At 63.6% G+C, this 15323-nt stretch carries 15 protein-coding genes; 7 read left to right on the top strand and 8 right to left on the bottom strand.

What is annotated here, in order from left to right; all coding sequences use genetic code 11:
- Positions 1-47: 47 nt before the first annotated feature.
- From ACSQ3Z_RS05420 to ACSQ3Z_RS05390, 7 genes are all read left to right on the top strand, one after another.
- Positions 48-854 carry a transporter substrate-binding domain-containing protein gene (locus ACSQ3Z_RS05420; protein ID WP_436170317.1) on the top strand — a complete coding sequence of 269 codons (807 nt, stop codon included), beginning with the start codon at positions 48-50 and terminating at the stop codon, positions 852-854.
- Between the two features lie 99 nt (positions 855-953).
- Complete coding sequence (locus ACSQ3Z_RS05415) at positions 954-1622, top strand: amino acid ABC transporter permease (RefSeq protein WP_436170316.1); 669 nt, start codon at positions 954-956, stop codon at positions 1620-1622.
- Positions 1619-2266: an amino acid ABC transporter permease gene (locus tag ACSQ3Z_RS05410; protein ID WP_436170315.1), complete on the top strand. Its 648-nt coding sequence runs from the start codon at positions 1619-1621 to the stop codon at positions 2264-2266. The genes ACSQ3Z_RS05415 and ACSQ3Z_RS05410 overlap by 4 nt, the downstream gene beginning before the upstream one ends.
- A 43-nt stretch (positions 2267-2309) precedes the next feature.
- Positions 2310-3398, top strand: coding sequence for an ABC transporter substrate-binding protein (locus ACSQ3Z_RS05405; protein WP_436170314.1), 1089 nt, complete (start codon positions 2310-2312; stop codon positions 3396-3398).
- A gap of 78 nt (positions 3399-3476) precedes the next feature.
- Positions 3477-4514: an ABC transporter ATP-binding protein gene (locus tag ACSQ3Z_RS05400; RefSeq protein WP_436170313.1), complete on the top strand. Its 1038-nt coding sequence runs from the start codon at positions 3477-3479 to the stop codon at positions 4512-4514.
- Positions 4511-5365, top strand: a complete 855-nt coding sequence (locus tag ACSQ3Z_RS05395) for an ABC transporter permease (RefSeq protein WP_436170312.1) — start codon at positions 4511-4513, stop codon at positions 5363-5365. The genes ACSQ3Z_RS05400 and ACSQ3Z_RS05395 overlap by 4 nt, the downstream gene beginning before the upstream one ends.
- On the top strand, positions 5362-6165 hold the full coding sequence (locus ACSQ3Z_RS05390; RefSeq protein ID WP_436170311.1) for an ABC transporter permease: 804 nt from the start codon (positions 5362-5364) through the stop codon (positions 6163-6165). The genes ACSQ3Z_RS05395 and ACSQ3Z_RS05390 overlap by 4 nt, the downstream gene beginning before the upstream one ends.
- A 55-nt stretch (positions 6166-6220) precedes the next feature.
- On the opposite strand, the gene ACSQ3Z_RS05385 is transcribed toward ACSQ3Z_RS05390, so the two are convergent.
- The 8 genes from ACSQ3Z_RS05385 to ACSQ3Z_RS05350 all read right to left on the bottom strand — a co-directional run bounded on the left by ACSQ3Z_RS05385 (position 6221) and on the right by ACSQ3Z_RS05350 (position 15265).
- Positions 6221-7624 carry an MATE family efflux transporter gene (locus ACSQ3Z_RS05385; protein ID WP_436170310.1) on the bottom strand — a complete coding sequence of 468 codons (1404 nt, stop codon included), beginning with the start codon at positions 7622-7624 and terminating at the stop codon, positions 6221-6223.
- Between the two features lie 261 nt (positions 7625-7885).
- Positions 7886-9472 carry an FGGY-family carbohydrate kinase gene (locus ACSQ3Z_RS05380; protein WP_436170309.1) on the bottom strand — a complete coding sequence of 529 codons (1587 nt, stop codon included), beginning with the start codon at positions 9470-9472 and terminating at the stop codon, positions 7886-7888.
- On the bottom strand, positions 9469-10152 hold the full coding sequence (locus ACSQ3Z_RS05375; protein WP_436170308.1) for an HAD family hydrolase: 684 nt from the start codon (positions 10150-10152) through the stop codon (positions 9469-9471). Before ACSQ3Z_RS05375 ends, ACSQ3Z_RS05380 begins: the two co-directional genes overlap by 4 nt.
- 19 nt (positions 10153-10171) lie before the next feature.
- Positions 10172-11650, bottom strand: coding sequence for a mannitol dehydrogenase family protein (locus ACSQ3Z_RS05370; RefSeq protein WP_436170307.1), 1479 nt, complete (start codon positions 11648-11650; stop codon positions 10172-10174).
- Between the two features lie 88 nt (positions 11651-11738).
- Positions 11739-12509: an L-iditol 2-dehydrogenase gene (locus ACSQ3Z_RS05365; RefSeq protein WP_436170306.1), complete on the bottom strand. Its 771-nt coding sequence runs from the start codon at positions 12507-12509 to the stop codon at positions 11739-11741.
- A gap of 2 nt (positions 12510-12511) precedes the next feature.
- Complete coding sequence (locus ACSQ3Z_RS05360) at positions 12512-13510, bottom strand: ABC transporter ATP-binding protein (RefSeq protein ID WP_436170305.1); 999 nt, start codon at positions 13508-13510, stop codon at positions 12512-12514.
- Between the two features lie 46 nt (positions 13511-13556).
- The gene (locus tag ACSQ3Z_RS05355; protein ID WP_120011784.1) at positions 13557-14381 is read right to left on the bottom strand and encodes a carbohydrate ABC transporter permease; all 825 of its coding nucleotides are present in this window, start codon (positions 14379-14381) and stop codon (positions 13557-13559) included.
- Positions 14382-14392: 11 nt separating this feature from the next.
- Positions 14393-15265, bottom strand: coding sequence for a carbohydrate ABC transporter permease (locus ACSQ3Z_RS05350; RefSeq protein WP_436170304.1), 873 nt, complete (start codon positions 15263-15265; stop codon positions 14393-14395).
- Between the last annotated feature and the right edge of the window lie 58 nt (positions 15266-15323).

Raw genomic sequence — 15323 nt, 5'->3', positions numbered from 1 at the left:
GCCGGCGGCCGACCTCAAACAAACAAGCTTCCAGCAGGGGAACGACAATGACTTTTCACATGAAGCTCAAATCATCCATTGCCGCCGCGCTGATGCTCGGCGCGACCGGCTTTGGTTTCACCACGCAGGCCAATGCCGATGCGGTCGACGACATCGCCAAGGTCGGCGCGATCAATGTCGGCATCTTCTCCGACTTCCCGCCCTTCTCCTCGGCCAGCGCCGACATGAGCATCAAGGGCTATGACATCGACGTGGCGCAGGCCATCGCCGATTCCCTGAAGGTCAAGCTCAACCTGGTCAGCGTCACCGGCCAGAACCGCATCCCGTATCTGACCGACAAACGCGTCGATATTTTGATGAGCGTCGGCTACTCCAAGGAGCGCGAGCAGGTGATCGATTTCGCCGCTGCCTACGCGCCATACTACATCGCCGTCATCGGCCCGGCCGCCCTTGCAGTCAAAGGCAAGGAAGATCTCGCCGACAAGTCGATCGCCGTCAATCGCGGCACGCTGGAGGACACCTCGCTGACCGAGGCGGCGCCCGCTTCGTCCGACATCCGCCGCTTCGACAACTACAACGCCGTCATCCAGGCCTTCATCTCCGGCCAGACCCAGCTGATGGTGGTCGGCAACGACGTCGGCGCCCAGGTGCTGGCCAAGCAGGACGCGCTGCAGCCGGAGCAGAAGTTCCAGTTGCTCACCTCGCCCTCGCATATCGGCCTCAACAAGAACGAGGACCGGCTGAAGCAGGCGGTCAACGACGCGGTCGCCAAGATGCTGGCCGACGGCAAGCTGGATGAGAGCTCGAAGGCCTGGCTGAAGACGCCGCTCAATCCAGACAACCTCAAGGATTGAGCCCAGAGTCGTTGATACCTAGAGCGGTTCAGCTTCTGATGAATCGCCGACCCGCTCTAAGTATCTGTTTTTACGCAATTCCGGACGGGACCTATCGTCATGGGCTACAGCCTCGACTTCGGCTGGCTTGCGGGTGCTGTGGGCGCGATCGCGCGCGGCGCGGCCACGACGATCCTGTTGATCGTCGTGGCCACGTTCGTGGGAACGCTGCTCAGCATCCTGGGCGCGGCCGGCAGGCGAAACGGCCCGCTGCTGCTGAAGCGGGCGATCGGCGTTTATGTCGAGGTGATGCGCAACACGCCGTTCCTGGTGCAGCTCTTCTTCATCTTCTTCGGCCTGCCCAGCCTCGGCATCAGGCTCGATCCGATCCTGGCCGCCATGCTGGCGATGACGCTCAACATGGCGGCCTACACGATCGAAATCGTCGGCGCCGGGCTCGACGCGGTGCCGCGCGGACAGACGGAAGCAGCACTGGCGCTCGGGCTCAGGCCGCGCCAGGTGTTCGTCAAGATCGTGCTGCCGCAGGCGCTCAAGGTGATCTACCCGGCGTTGACCAGCCAGGTCGTCATCATGATGCTGGAATCCGCTGTCGTGTCGCAGATCGCCGTGCGGGAATTGACCTACGAGGCAGACATGCTGCAGGCACGCACCTTCCGCGCCTTCGAAACCTATTTCGTGGTGACGATGGTCTATCTGGCGCTGTCGATGGGGCTGCGCCGGCTGCTGGTGTCAGGCGGACGCCGCGTTCTGGGAGCCGGTGTGTCATGATCGAATTCACCTTCTGGGATATTCTGCGCAACCTGGTGCTCGCCGCCCGCTGGACAGTTCTGCTGTCGCTTGCCGCTTTCGTCGGCGGTGCGCTGGTCGGCCTCGTCGTGCTGTTCTTCAGGATCGCCAAGAACAAATGGAGCCGGCGGATTGCTTCCGGCTACATCGCGCTGTTCCAGGGAACGCCGCTCCTGATGCAGCTGTTCCTGATGTTCTTCGGCCTGCCGATGCTCGGCCTGCGCATCGAGCCGTGGACGGCGGCGGTGCTCGGCCTCACCTTCTTCGCCAGCGCCTATCTGGCCGAGATATGGCGCAGCGGCGTCGCTGCGCTGCCGCAGGGACAGTGGGATGCCGGCGCCAGCCTGGGCCTGCACTATTTGCAGGAGCTGAGGTTGATCATCCTGCCGCAGGCGTTCTCGATCACCCGCGCGCCGACCGTCGGCTTCCTGGTGCAATTGATCAAATCGACGGCGCTGACCTCGATCATCGGCTTCGAGGAACTGGTCAGGACGTCGAACGCCATCAACAACGCCACCTTCGAGCCGTTCAAGGTCTACGGGCTGGTGGCGCTGATCTTCTTCGTCGTGTGCTTTCCACTGACGCAATATGCCCGCACACTCGAACAACGAGCGGCGGCCCACTGACGGGAACCCGCCGGTTAGCCGGCATCAACCGAGGAGAAACGAGATGAACAGACTGATTGGAAAATCCCTGACACGACGCGGCGTGCTTGGCGCCGGCCTCGCAACGGCAGGCATGCTCGCCATGCCGTCGATCCTGCGGGCGCAGGACAAGTCGCTGAAGGTCGGCGTCTATGGCGGCTACTTCAAGAAATCCTTCGACGAGCATGTCTTCCCGGATTTTACCAAGGCGACCGGCATCGTGGTGGAGTCGGTCGCCGAGCCGACCGGCGAGGCCTGGCTGGTGCAGCTCGAACAGGCGGCCAAGGCCGGCCAGGCGCCGGCAGACCTTTCGATGATGTCGCAGGCCTCAACGATAAAGGGCCAGTCGACCGAATTGTGGACGCCGCTCGATACATCGAAGTTCAAGCACTATAACGACCTGCTGCCTCGCTTCGTCAGCAAGTATCCGGATGGCCGCGTTGCCGGCATCGGCGCCGTTGCCTGGTGGATCACGCTGGTCACCAACACCGACGTCTACAAGGACGCGCCGACATCGTGGGCCGCACTGTGGGACAAGGCGAACGAAGACAAGCTCGGCCTGCTGGCGCTTGCCTCCAACTCGTTCCTGCTCGAAGTGACCGCCAAGACCTTCATGGGCGGCACCAACGCACTCGACACCGAGGACGGACTGAACAAGGCGTTCGAGAAGCTCGCCGAGGTCAAGCCGAATGTCCGCCTCTGGTACCGCGACGAGGCGCAGTTCGAGCAGGCCTTGAAGTCGGGCGAGATCCCGATGGGCCAGTATTATCACGATGTCACCGGGCTCGCGGCCGCCGACGGCTTCCATGTCCGCTCGACCTTCCCGAAGGAAGGCGGCATCCAGGATTCCGGCAACTGGGTGCTGTCGCGCGCCTCGACCAAGGTCGATGAGGCGCATGCCTTCATCGACTATATGAGCCAACCCTCGATGCAGGGCCTCATGTCGCGCAAGGTCGGCACGACGCCGACGCTCAAGAAAGAGGTGCTCGACCTCAAGCCGGAAGAGTTCGCCGCGGTGTCGTCGGACATCGAGCCGATCATCCCGCGCTACGACCTCTATACGTCGAAGGCCGACTGGATCAACCAGAAGTGGACCGAGCTGATCGTCGGCTAAGCCGACCTGCATTAACCTGACCGGCCGCCGGATAGCCTCCGGCGGCCCTTGCAGTGCAATGCCTGAGAGGGGTGAGTCATGTCCGGATTGAACATCAACGCCATCACCAAGAAATTCGGCAGCTTCGCCGCCGTCGACAATGTCCAGCTCAACGTGCCGCACGGCACTTTCGTCTGCCTGCTCGGGCCATCGGGCTGCGGCAAGACCACGCTGCTGCGCATGATTGCCGGGCTCGAGGAGCCGACCAGCGGCGCCATCGTGCTCGACGGAGAGGACATCACGCCGCTGCCGACGCACAAGCGCAATCTCGGCATGGTGTTCCAGTCGCTGTCGCTGTTCCCGCATCTCTCCGTCGGCGACAACATCGCCTATGCGCTGCGCATTCGCGGCGCCTCCAAGGAAGACCAAAAGAAACGCGTCGACGAGTTGCTGAGCCTGATCCACCTGCCCGGCTTTGCCGATCGCCCGGTGGCGAAACTGTCGGGCGGCCAGCGCCAGCGCGTGGCGATCGCCCGTGCGCTTGCGCTGTCGCCGAAACTGTTCCTGCTCGACGAGCCGCTCTCGGCGCTCGACGCCAAATTGCGCGAGGCCATGCAGGTGGAACTGCGCCAACTGCAGCAGCGGCTCGGCATCACCACCATCGTCGTCACCCACGACCAGCGCGAAGCGATGACCATGGCCGACCTCGTCGTGGTCATGGGCCATGGCAAGATCCTGCAGGCAGCGCCGCCGATCGAGATCTACCGCAAGCCGGCCGACGCCTTCGTCGCCGACTTCATCGGCATCACCAATTTGTTGCCGGCGGAAGCCGACAGCGCCGGTCGCACCACCATCCTCGGCACCGCTATTCCCGGCCTTACCATGCCGGCCGGGCAAACCAAGGCCTCGGTGTCGATCCGTCCCGAGGACGTGCATCTGGGCGCTCCCGGCGGATCGGCGATCACCGGCGAGGTGAGTTTCGTGCGCGATCTCGGCGGCACCATCGAGACCTTCGTCGAGGTCGGCGGCACCAGCATCATCGCCGTGACGACGCCGCGCGAGCGGCACGACGTGCCAGTTGGCGCCAAGGTCGGCGTCACGCTGCCGCCCGAAAGCTGCGTGGTGCTCGGCTCATGAGACGCGAAGCTCCAAAGTCGGTAGCCGACTACACGCCGCTGTTCTTTCCGGCGCTGATGCTCATCGTCTTCTTCGTCGTGCCGTTCTCGACGATGATTGCGGTGAGCTTCTTCAAGCGCAATCCGTCCGGCTTCTACACGCCGGATTTCGTGTTCGATAATTACGCACGCTTCCTGTCGGTGTTCTTCGGCGGCGTGCTCGGCTTTTCGCTGATGCTGGCGGTGCTGGTCGCCATCTGCTGCGTCGCCATCGCCTTTCCCTTCACCTATCTTTTGACCCGGCGGCCGCGCCGCGTGCAGACGCTGTGGCTGGTCGGGCTGTTGTCGGTGCTATCGCTGTCGGAAGTCATCATCGGCTTTGCCTGGTCGACGCTGTTTTCGCGCACCGCGGGCATCACCAATCTGTTCGTGGCGATCGGGCTGATGGACAAGCCGGTGGCGCTGCTGCCGACCTTCGGCGCGGTGCTGACCGGCATGGTCTACCAGGCGCTGCCTTACACCATACTGGTGCTCTACCCCGCCCTCGTGCGTCTCGACCCGACACTGCTTGAGGCGGCACGCACGCTCGGCGCCTCGCCGGTTCGGGCCTTCTTCAACGTCGTGGCGCCGGCGCTCCGAAACACCATCGTGGCGACGCTGATCATGGTCTTCGTCTTTGCGCTCGGTTCCTATCTGTTGCCACAGATCCTGGGACGGCCGCAGCATTGGACGCTGTCGGTGCTGATCACCGACCAGGCGATCTACCAATCCAACATGCCTTTTGCCGCGGCGATGGCGGTGTTCCTGGTGCTGATCTCGCTGGCGCTGGTTGGAATGACGCTGCTCGTCGGACGCAAGGAGAACGCGCTGTGACCGAGACCTGGCTTCGCCGCTTCTATTTCGCCATCGTCGCGCTGTTCCTGGCGGCGCCGCTCATCGTCGTCGCCGGCGTCTCGGTCAACGAGAAACAGGATCTGGCTTTCCCGCCGGTCGGCTTCTCGCTGGCGTGGTACGGACAGATCTTCACCGACCCGGAATGGCGGCTGGCGCTGATCCATTCGGTGACGCTTGCCCTCTGTTCTGCCGCAATTGCCGTCGCTGTCGCCTTGCCGCTGGCCTGGTTCCTGTGGCGGCGCATCGCGCCCTGGGCGAACATCTTCCAGGTGCTGGGGCTCGCGCCTTTCATCCTGCCGCCTGTCATCACGGCGCTCGGCTTCCTCAGCTTCTGGGCAACGGTCGGGCTCTTCGGCCAGTTCTTCACCGCCATCATCAGCCATGCGATCTTCTTCGTGACGCTGCCGCTGGTGACGCTGTCGCTGGGCTTTGCCTCGATCGACCGCTCGCTCGTCGAAGCCGCCGCCACCATGGGCGCCGACGACCGCACAGTGCTGAAGACGGTGGTGCTGCCGCTGATCCTGCCCTACCTCGTCTCGGGCTATGCATTCGCCTTCGTGCTGTCGCTCAACGAATATATCGTCGCCTACATGACGATCGGCTTCACCACCGAGACGCTGCCGATCAAGATCTTCAACGCGCTGCGCTACGGCTATACGCCGACCATGGCCTCGGTGTCGGTGTTCTTCGTCGCGGTGGCCGCACTTGTGTTCGGCGCCATCGCCAGGTTCGGCGATATCCGCAGGCTGCTCGGCGCGATGTCGTCGGACGGCAACTGAGCGGACCGCGAAAACAATGCGGCCGCCGGAACCTGTCCGGCGGCCGCTTTGTTTTTCAATGCCCGAAGGCGAGCGACGGCGCGATGCGGTCGCGCCGTAGCCAGCGTGCCAGAAGCATTGCGGCCACAACGGCCAGCCCCGACGACAGGCCGATCCAGATGCCGACGCCGTTGAAGCCGGAATGGAAGGCGAGCAGCACGCCGAGCGGCAGGCCTATACCCCAATAGCCGATCGCGGCATAGATCATCGGCACCTTGGTGTCGTGCAGGCCGCGCAGCATGCCGGCGGCCACCGCCTGCGCGCCGTCGAAGATCTGGAACAGTGCCGCAAACGCAAGGAAAGACACGGCAAGCGCGATCACCCTAGCATTGGCCGGATTGCCTAGGTCGATGAAGGCACTGATCAACAGATGCGGCCACAGGATCATCACGAGGCCCGTCAGCGCCATGAACGAGACGCCGATGACGAAGGCGGTCCAGCCGGCGCGGGAAACCCCTTCCGGATTGCCCGCACCATGGGCAAGGCCGACCCGTACCGTGACGGCCTGGTTGAGGCCGAGCGGCACCATGAAGGAGATCGAGGCGATCTGGATGGCGATGGCGTGTGCTGCCAGCGAATCCACATCGATCAGGCCCATCAGCAGCGCCGCCGCGTTGAAGATCGTCACCTCGAAGGCGAGGAGGCCGGCGATCGGCATGCCGAGCCGCAGCAGGCCCTTGAAGCGCGGCCAGTCGGCGCGCCAGAAGCGACCGAAAAGCTGGTAGCGGCGGAACTTCTTCTCCAGCATCACCACCGCCACCATGCCGCAAAACATCAGCATGCTGGAGAGCGTCGTGGCGAGACCGGAGCCGGCAATGCCCATCGAGGTGACACCGAGATTGCCGAACATGAACACCCAGTTGAAGAAGACGTTGCAGACAACCGCGACGAAGACGATGATCAGCGCCCAGCCCGGCCGCTCCAGCGCCGAGATGAAGGACCGCAGCACGATATAGCCGTAGAAAGGCAGCACCGCCCATTCCAGCCAGCGCAAATAGACGCCGGCCTGGTGCGCCAGCGCTGGTTCCTGGCCCATGGCCAGCAGAATTGCCTCGCCGTGCCAGAGGAAAATCCAGATCGGGACCGAGATCAGGATCGCCAGCCACAGCCCTTGCCGCACGGTGCGGCGCAGATCGCGCACTGAATAGCCGCGGCGGCCGAGCTCGGTCGCCATCATCGGCGAGGTCGCCAGCATCAGGCCGAGGCCGAAGATCAGCGGCATGAAATAGAGGTTGGCGCCGAGCGCGCCGCTGGCCAGCGTATCGGGCCCAAGCCGGCCCATCATCATGACGTCGGTGGCAGTCATCGCGGTCTGGCCGAGATTGGTCAGCACCATCGGCCAGGCGAGCGCCAGCGTCGCCCTGATTTCCTGACGCCAAAGATTTTCCGGCGCGCAAGCGCCGGCTTCGATCGCAGACATTGTCCTGCTCTTTCCGATTGCGGCGCGTCGGGACCCTGCCCGGAAGCCGCACGTCAAACGGCAAAACCTTCGGTTTCGCAGCGTTTGCGCCGTCTATTGAACGAAATGCGACATGAAGGCAAGGGAGGAGGAGCGGGCAGCTATTGAGCCAGAGCTTGCCTAGAGCGGTTTTCCCTTTTTACGGAAACGCAGAACCGCTCTATCTGTTTGTTTGACGCAATTCCGGACGGAAAACCGTTTCACACTTTTCCTGGAATTGCTCTAGCCGATGGCGTCGAGCGCCTGCCGCTGGCGGTGCATCTCGAGAAAGATGCGGTAGTCGCGGTCGAAGCGGGTGCCCGCGGCCGGGTTGGCGGCGCGTTTCCTGCCGCCCTGCTGCATGGCGACGCAGGCAGCGTTCAGGTCGGGGAAAAGCCCGGCGGCGGTGGCGGCGACCATGCCGGTACCGAGGAGCACCGCCTCGTCGGCCAGCGGTTCGACCACCGTGCAGCCGGTGGCGTCGGCATAGAGCTCCATCAAAAGCGGGTTCTTGGTGTGGCCGCCGGTGACGTGCAGCGTATCGATCAGGTAGCCGTTCTCGTTCAGCGCTTCCAGCACGTGGCGCACGCCGAGCGCGATGCCGACGGCGGTGCGCCAGTAGAGCTTGCACAGGCTGTCGAAGGAGGAATCGAGCGTCAGGCCGCTGACGACGCCGACGGCGTGCGGGTCGGCTAATGGTGAGCGGTTGCCGTGGAAATCCGGCAGCACATGCAGCCTTGCCGCGAGAGCCTCGCCCTCGGTGGCGCGCAATTCAGCGACGCGGCGCGCGATCTTTGCGTGCATGGCGGCATCAGGCTCGCCACCGGCCCCGTGCCAGCGGATGATATGGTCAAGCAGCGCGCCGGTTGCCGACTGGCCGCCTTCCGACAGCCAGAGTTTTGGCAGTGCCGCGCCATAGTATGGTCCCCAGACGCCGGCGAAGGGTTGCGGATCGGGCGACATCGCCATGACGCAGGAGGAGGTGCCGGCGATCAGAGCCAGATGGCGGCTGATATTGCTGTCGTCGCCGGCAAAGCCGCCAAGCACGCCGAGCGCGCCGGCATAGGCATCGATGACGCCGGCACCGACCCGGCATTTCTCCGTCAGGCCAAGCTCCGCCGCCGCTTCGGCGCTGAGCGGGCCGATGTCGGCGCCGACCGGACTGGCCTTCTCCGGCAAATTGCCATGCTCGAAAAGATCACCAAGACCGACCGTCTCGAAGAAATCGCGCCTCCAACCGGTCTTTTCATGCGCCAGATAGGTCCATTTGGCGGTCAGTGTGCATTGCGAGCGCGCCAGCGATCCGGTCGCCTTCCAGGTCAGGAAATCAGTGAGGTCGAATAGAGAGCCGGCTTCATTCCATGTCCCCGGCAAATAGCGCTTCAGCCACATGAGCTTCGGCGTCGCCATCTCGGGCGACATGACGCCACCAATATAGTCGAGCACCACATGGCCGCTTTCCGTGCATTCATCGGCCTCGGCGATGGCGCGATGGTCGAGCCAGACGATGGTGTCCCAGCGCCGCTCCCCGGTCACCGACACGCTGAGCTGGCCACCTTGCCTGTCGCGCACCACGAGCGAGCAGGTGGCATCGAAGGAGATGCCGACAATGTCGCCCGCCGCCACGCCGGCCTTTTGCCGGGCGGCGCGCACGGCGATGCACACCGCCGACCAGATATCCTGCGAATCATGCTCGGCGTGATCGGCCCTGGGCTGGTTCATGGCGATCGGGTGATCGGCGCGGCCAAGCAAGGTACCCTTGGTGTCGAGAATGCCCGCACGGGCGCTCCCGGTGCCGACATCGACCGCGCAAACGAAACTGTTGGTCAAGATGCTTTTACTCTCGCTCCCAGGCCTGCAATCAGATCGGGCAATTGCAGCATGTCAGCGAATATAAAGTCCGGTTCACTCGACGCAAGCCGCGCTTTCAATGCCGGGTTGCCGGCATGCGAGCCGCCGGTGAAGGCAAAGACGCGCATGCCCGCCGCCCGCGCTGCGGCAATGCCGGCCGGGCTGTCCTCGATGACGAGGCATTTGCGCGGATGGGCGCGCATGCTGGCGGCCGCGTGGAGGAAAAGGTCCGGCGACGGCTTGCCTCTAGCCACCATGGTGGCGCTGAACAGATGCGGCTGCAGAAGGCCGAGCAATCCGGTGACGTCGAGCGCATAGCTGATGCGCTCGAGCGTGCCGGAGGAAGCGACGCAGAACGGCACGCCAAGCTTCGGCAGCACGTCCTTGATGCCAGGAATCGGTTGCAGCTCCTCGCGGAACCGGCGCATCAGTTCAACGCGCATCGCGGTCAGTTGCTGGTCGGTGATGTAGAGCCCGAAGTCGCGGCCGAGGATCTCGCGGACGCTCTTCATACTCTTGCCGAGGAAATGCTCGTAGGCCTGATCCTCGCTGACGGCGCCGCCGGCAAGCGCGATCATGCCGAGCAGCGCCGAGACGGAGAGCGCCTCGCTGTCGACCAGGACGCCGTCACAGTCGAAGATGACCAGTTCGGGCGTCATTCGATGCGTCCAACCGGCGTCAGAGCTGGCCGACGAGATAGCGCGTCAGCGTCGTGCGCGCGCCGTTCGCCCATAAAATTTTGAGCGCATGCGCGAACGCTGCGGCGAAGACCGGCGAGCGGCCGACATCGCCATAGATGTCCTCCATGGCAAGCCAGGCGGATGGCGCGTCCTTAGCGGTCCGCGACGCCGCCTGCAGCCGGTCCCAGTTCGGGTCGTTGGGCTCGATGACGGCGCCGCTGTCGGTGGTGCCGAAGCAGTAGCGGCACCAGAGCGCCGATTCCAGCGCCAACCCAGCGACGCTCTTTCCCGCCTTCAGCCGGTCGGCGATGGCCGGGATGATGAATTTCGGCTGGCGGTTGGAGCCGTCGAGACAAAGCCGGCGGATGGTGTCGCCGATTTTCGGGTTGGAGAAACGGCGCTCGATGAGCTGATAATAGTCTTCCAGCACGGTGTCCGGCACGGGCGGCACGGTCGGGATGATCTCGTCCCGCGCAAGCTTGGCGAGGAAGCCGCGCACCAGCGGCTCCTGCATCGCCTCATGCACGAAATGAATGTCCATCAGTCCAGCCGGATAGGCGATCGTCGCATGGCCGCCATTGAGAATGCGGATCTTCATCAGCTCGTAGGGCGCGACATCCTTGACGAACTGCACGCCGACTTTTTCCAGCGGTGGGCGGCCGTCGGTGAAATGATCCTCAAGGACCCACTGCTTGAACGGTTCGCAGAACACCGGCCAATTGTCCTCCAAACCGAAATCGCTGGCCAGGATGCCACGCTCGCGGTCGGTGGTGGCCGGCGTGATACGGTCGACCATGCCGTTCGGAAAGGCGACGTTGTCGCTGACCCAATTGGCGAGGTCCTCGTCGATCAGGCGGGCAAGGCCGATGACGCCGTCGGAGGTGACGTGGCCGTTGTGTGGGATGTTGTCGCAGGACATGACGGTAAAAGGCACGACACCGTCGCTGCGGCGGCGCATCAGGCCGGCGAGGATCAGGCCGAAAACGGTCTTCGGCGTCGCCCCAGCCTGCGCATCGGCAACGATATCGGGATGGGTCGGGTTGAACACGCCGGAGGCCGGGTCGATGAAATAGCCGCCTTCGGTGATGGTCAGCGAAACGATCCTGATCGCCGGATCGGCAAGCCGCTCGATGATACCAGCCGCATCGCCCGGCATCAGGAAGTCGATCATGACGCCGGTGACGCGGGCGCTCATATGGCCAGAGTCCTGCTCGACCACGGTGGTCAGCCAGTCTTGTTCCTGCAGCTTGCCGCGGCCGACCTTCTCGCCCTCGAAGACGCCGGCGCCGACCAGCGCCCAGTCGTGGCCAAGGCCCGCATTGAACAGATCGTCGAGATAGACTGCCTGATGCGAGCGATGGAAGTTGCCGACGCCGAAATGCACGATGCCGGCCTTGAGTGCCGAGCGAACGTATTTCGGGCCGGCGACCTCCGAGGGAAGCTTGGTGAGAATGGAAGACGAGAGTTTCACGGTCATCTGCTTTTACCCTTTGGCCGAACCCGGCTTTCGCGATCCCGGCGTCTTCTCCCCGCGGAGGTACGGGGAGAAGAGCGCCTTCGCCCCCTCAACTCATCCACTGTCCGCCGTCGACATTGTAGGTCTGGGCGACGATGTATTCGGCGTCCTCGCTGGCCAGGAACACGGCCATGCCGGTCAGGTCTTCCGCTTTGCCCATGCGGCCGTAAGGCACACTCTCGCCGACCAGTCTCTTCTTCTCGCCCTTCGGCCGGTTCTCGTATTTGGCGAACAGCGCATCGACATCATCCCACATGTCGCTGTCGACGACGCCCGGTGCGATGCCATTGACGTTGATGCGGTGCTTGATGAGGTCGAGCCCCGCCGACTGGGTGAGCGAGATGACGGCGGCCTTGGTGGCGCAGTAGACGGCGACCAGCGCCTCACCGCGCCGGCCGGCCTGGCTTGCTATGTTGATGATCTTGCCGCCCTTGCCGCGTGCAATCATCGATCGACTTGCCGCCTGCAGCATGAACAGCGTGCCGGCGACATTGACCGAAAACAGTTTGTCGTAACTTGCCTTGGTGATCTCGACGATCGGGGCGAGGTCGAACAGAGCGGCGTTGTTGATCAATATGTCGAGCCCACCCGTCCTGGTCTCGACCGCCTTCACCGCCGCTTCGATCGAAGCGAGGTCGCTGACATCAAGCTTGATCGCATAGGCCTTCCCGCCGATCTCCGAAGCCGTCTTCTCGGCGGCTTCGAGGTTGATGTCGGCAATCGCAACGATAGCGCCCTCGCGCGCATAGGCTTCGGCGAAGGCCTTGCCGATGCCGCGCGCCGACCCGGTGATCAGCGCCGATTTGCCGGCCAGGCGCATGCTTACATCGCCTTCCCGTCGGGGCCGAAGCGATGCAGCTTGGCCTTGTCCGGGGTCAGGTGGATGGTGTCGCCGTGATGGACGGCGAGCTCGCCGTCGGCGCGTACCGTCAGCGGCCCGACACCGTCGGCCTGGACGTGCAGGAAGGTGTCGGAGCCGAGATGCTCGGCAACGCCGACGGTCGCTTTCCACTCGCCAGCCGTGGTCGAGATCTGCAGGTGCTCGGGACGAATGCCGATCGTCTTGGCGCCATGTTTGGCGGCGGACGCGCCTTCGATCAGGTTCATCTTCGGCGAGCCGATGAAGCCGGCGACGAACAGGTTCCTGGGCGTCTTGTAGAGCTCCATCGGCGAGCCGACCTGCTCGATATTGCCGGCATTGAGCACGACGATCTTGTCGGCCATGGTCATGGCTTCGACCTGATCGTGGGTGACGTAGATCATCGTCGTCTTGAGCTGGTGGTGCAGTTCGCTGATCTCGAGGCGCATGGTGCCGCGCAGTGCCGCGTCGAGGTTGGAGAGCGGCTCGTCGAACAGGAAGGCCGAAGGCTGGCGCACGATAGCGCGGCCGATGGCGACACGCTGGCGCTGGCCGCCGGAGAGCTGGCCGGGCCGGCGTTCGAGATAGTTGGTGAGGTTCAAGATTCGCGCCGCGTCCTTGACCTTCTTGTCGATGGTCACCTGGTCTTCGCCCGCCATCTTGAGCGGGAAGGCGATGTTCTTGGCCACCGTCATGTGCGGGTAGAGCGCGTAGGACTGGAACACCATGGCCAGCTTGCGCTTGGCCGGCGCCTCGCCGGTCACGTCGCGGCCATCGATGTTGATGGTGCCGCCGCTGGTGTCCTCCAGGCCGGCGATCAGCCGCAGCAGCGTGGACTTGCCGCAGCCGGACGGGCCGACAAAGACGACGAACTCGCCATTCTCGATGACCAGGTCGAGGCCGGGGATGATGGACGTCGACCCAAAGGATTTGGAGACGTTCTTGAGCGTGATGTTTCCCATGGTTTCCTCCCGGGGGATTGGTGTCCGTCGTCCGCCTGCGGCGTTGTTATTTCACCGCGCCAAATGTCAGGCCGCGCACCAGCTGCTTCTGGCTGAACCAGCCCATGATCAGGATCGGCGCGATCGCCAGCGTCGAGGCTGCCGATAGCTTGGCCCAGAACAGGCCTTGCGGGCTGGAGAAGGAGCTGATGAAGGCGGTGAGCGGTGCGGCTTCCGTGGTGGTCAGCCGGATCGTCCAGAATGCCTCGTTCCAGGCCAGGATGATGTTGAGCAGCATGGTCGAGGCGATGCCTGGCACCGCCATCGGCGTCAGCACATAGACGATCTCGTTCCACAGCGAGGCGCCGTCCATGCGCGCTGCTTCCAGGATCTCGCCGGGGATCTCGCGGAAGTAGGTGTAGAGCATCCAGACCACGATCGGCAGGTTGATCAGCATCAGCATGACCATCAGGCCGGCGCGGCTGTCGAGCAGGCCCGAGTCGCGGAAGATCAGGTAGATCGGGAACAGCACGGCGACCGCCGGCATCATCTTGGTCGAGAGCATCCACATCAGGATGTCCTTGGTCCGCTTGGTCGGCGAGAAGGCCATCGACCACGCCGCCGGTATGGCGACGAGCAGGGCGAGGATGGTCGAGCCGACCGACAGCAGCACCGAGTTCAGGAAGAACTTGAAGTAGCCGCTCTGCGCCTGGACCTCGGAATAGCTCTCGATGGTCCCGGACGGGATCAGGGCAAAGCCCTGGATCGCCTCCTGCTCAGACTTGAACGAGGTGATGATCGTGTAAAGGATCGGGAAGAAGATCAGCAGCGCGACGATCCATGCGGCCGCGGTCGCGATCGTCTTGTGCTGGGTGGTGACTGCACGTGCCATCTTAGCCTCCCTTACTTGTCCAGGTTCTTGCCGACGGCGCGCATGGCGAAGAAGGCGACGATGTTGGCGAGAATGACGGCGATCACACCGCCGGCGGATGCCTGGCCGATTTTGAACTCCAGCAATGCCTTCTGGTAGACGAGGAAAGGCAGGTTGGTGGAAGCGTAGCCCGGGCCGCCATTGGTGGTGACCAGGATTTCGGCATAGATCGACAGCAGGAAGATGGTCTGGATCAGGATGACGACGGTGATCGCCCGCGACATGTGCGGCAGCGTCAGATAGATGAAGCGGCTGACGAAGCCGGCGCCGTCCATCTCGGCGGCTTCCTTCTGCTCGCCGTCAAGCGACTGCAGGGAGGTCAGCAGGATCAGCGTCGCGAAGGGCAACCACTGCCAGGCGACGATAATGATGATCGCCAGCATCGGATGCTGCCCGAACCAGTCGATCGGCTGCATGCCGAAGAAACGCGCAATGTCGGCAAAGACGCCGTATTGCGGATGCATGATCATGTTCTTCCAGACCAATGCGGCCACCGGCGGCATGACGAAGAAGGGCGAGATGACGAGGATGCGGACGATGCCTTGTCCCCACATCGGCTGATCGATCAGCAGCCCCAGCGCGATGCCGCCGATCACCGTGATCAACAGAACGCTGCCGACGAGGACAAGCGTGTTGAGGATCGACTGCAGGAAGGCCGGGTTGGAATAGAAAAGCGCGTAGTTCGAGAAGCCGACGAACCCATCGCGGATCGGGTTGAGCGGGTTGTACTGCTGGAAGGAGAACCAAATGGTGATGACCAGCGGCACAATCATCCAGACGAACAGCAGCACCACGGATGGCGCCATCATGAAGCGGGCAAGCGAGCGGGTCTGCTGAGTAGCCATGACGGTCACCCTCCAAAGGTCAGACAGATTTCAGAGTTGTGCCAGAATTTCCCGGGTT

It is taken from the genome of Mesorhizobium sp. LjNodule214 (genome assembly GCF_964252735.1).
In the GTDB taxonomy this organism is placed as follows: domain Bacteria; phylum Pseudomonadota; class Alphaproteobacteria; order Rhizobiales; family Rhizobiaceae; genus Mesorhizobium.
The sequence above is the reverse complement of the archived record's forward strand: the minus strand, read 5'-3'. Positions and strand labels throughout refer to the sequence as shown.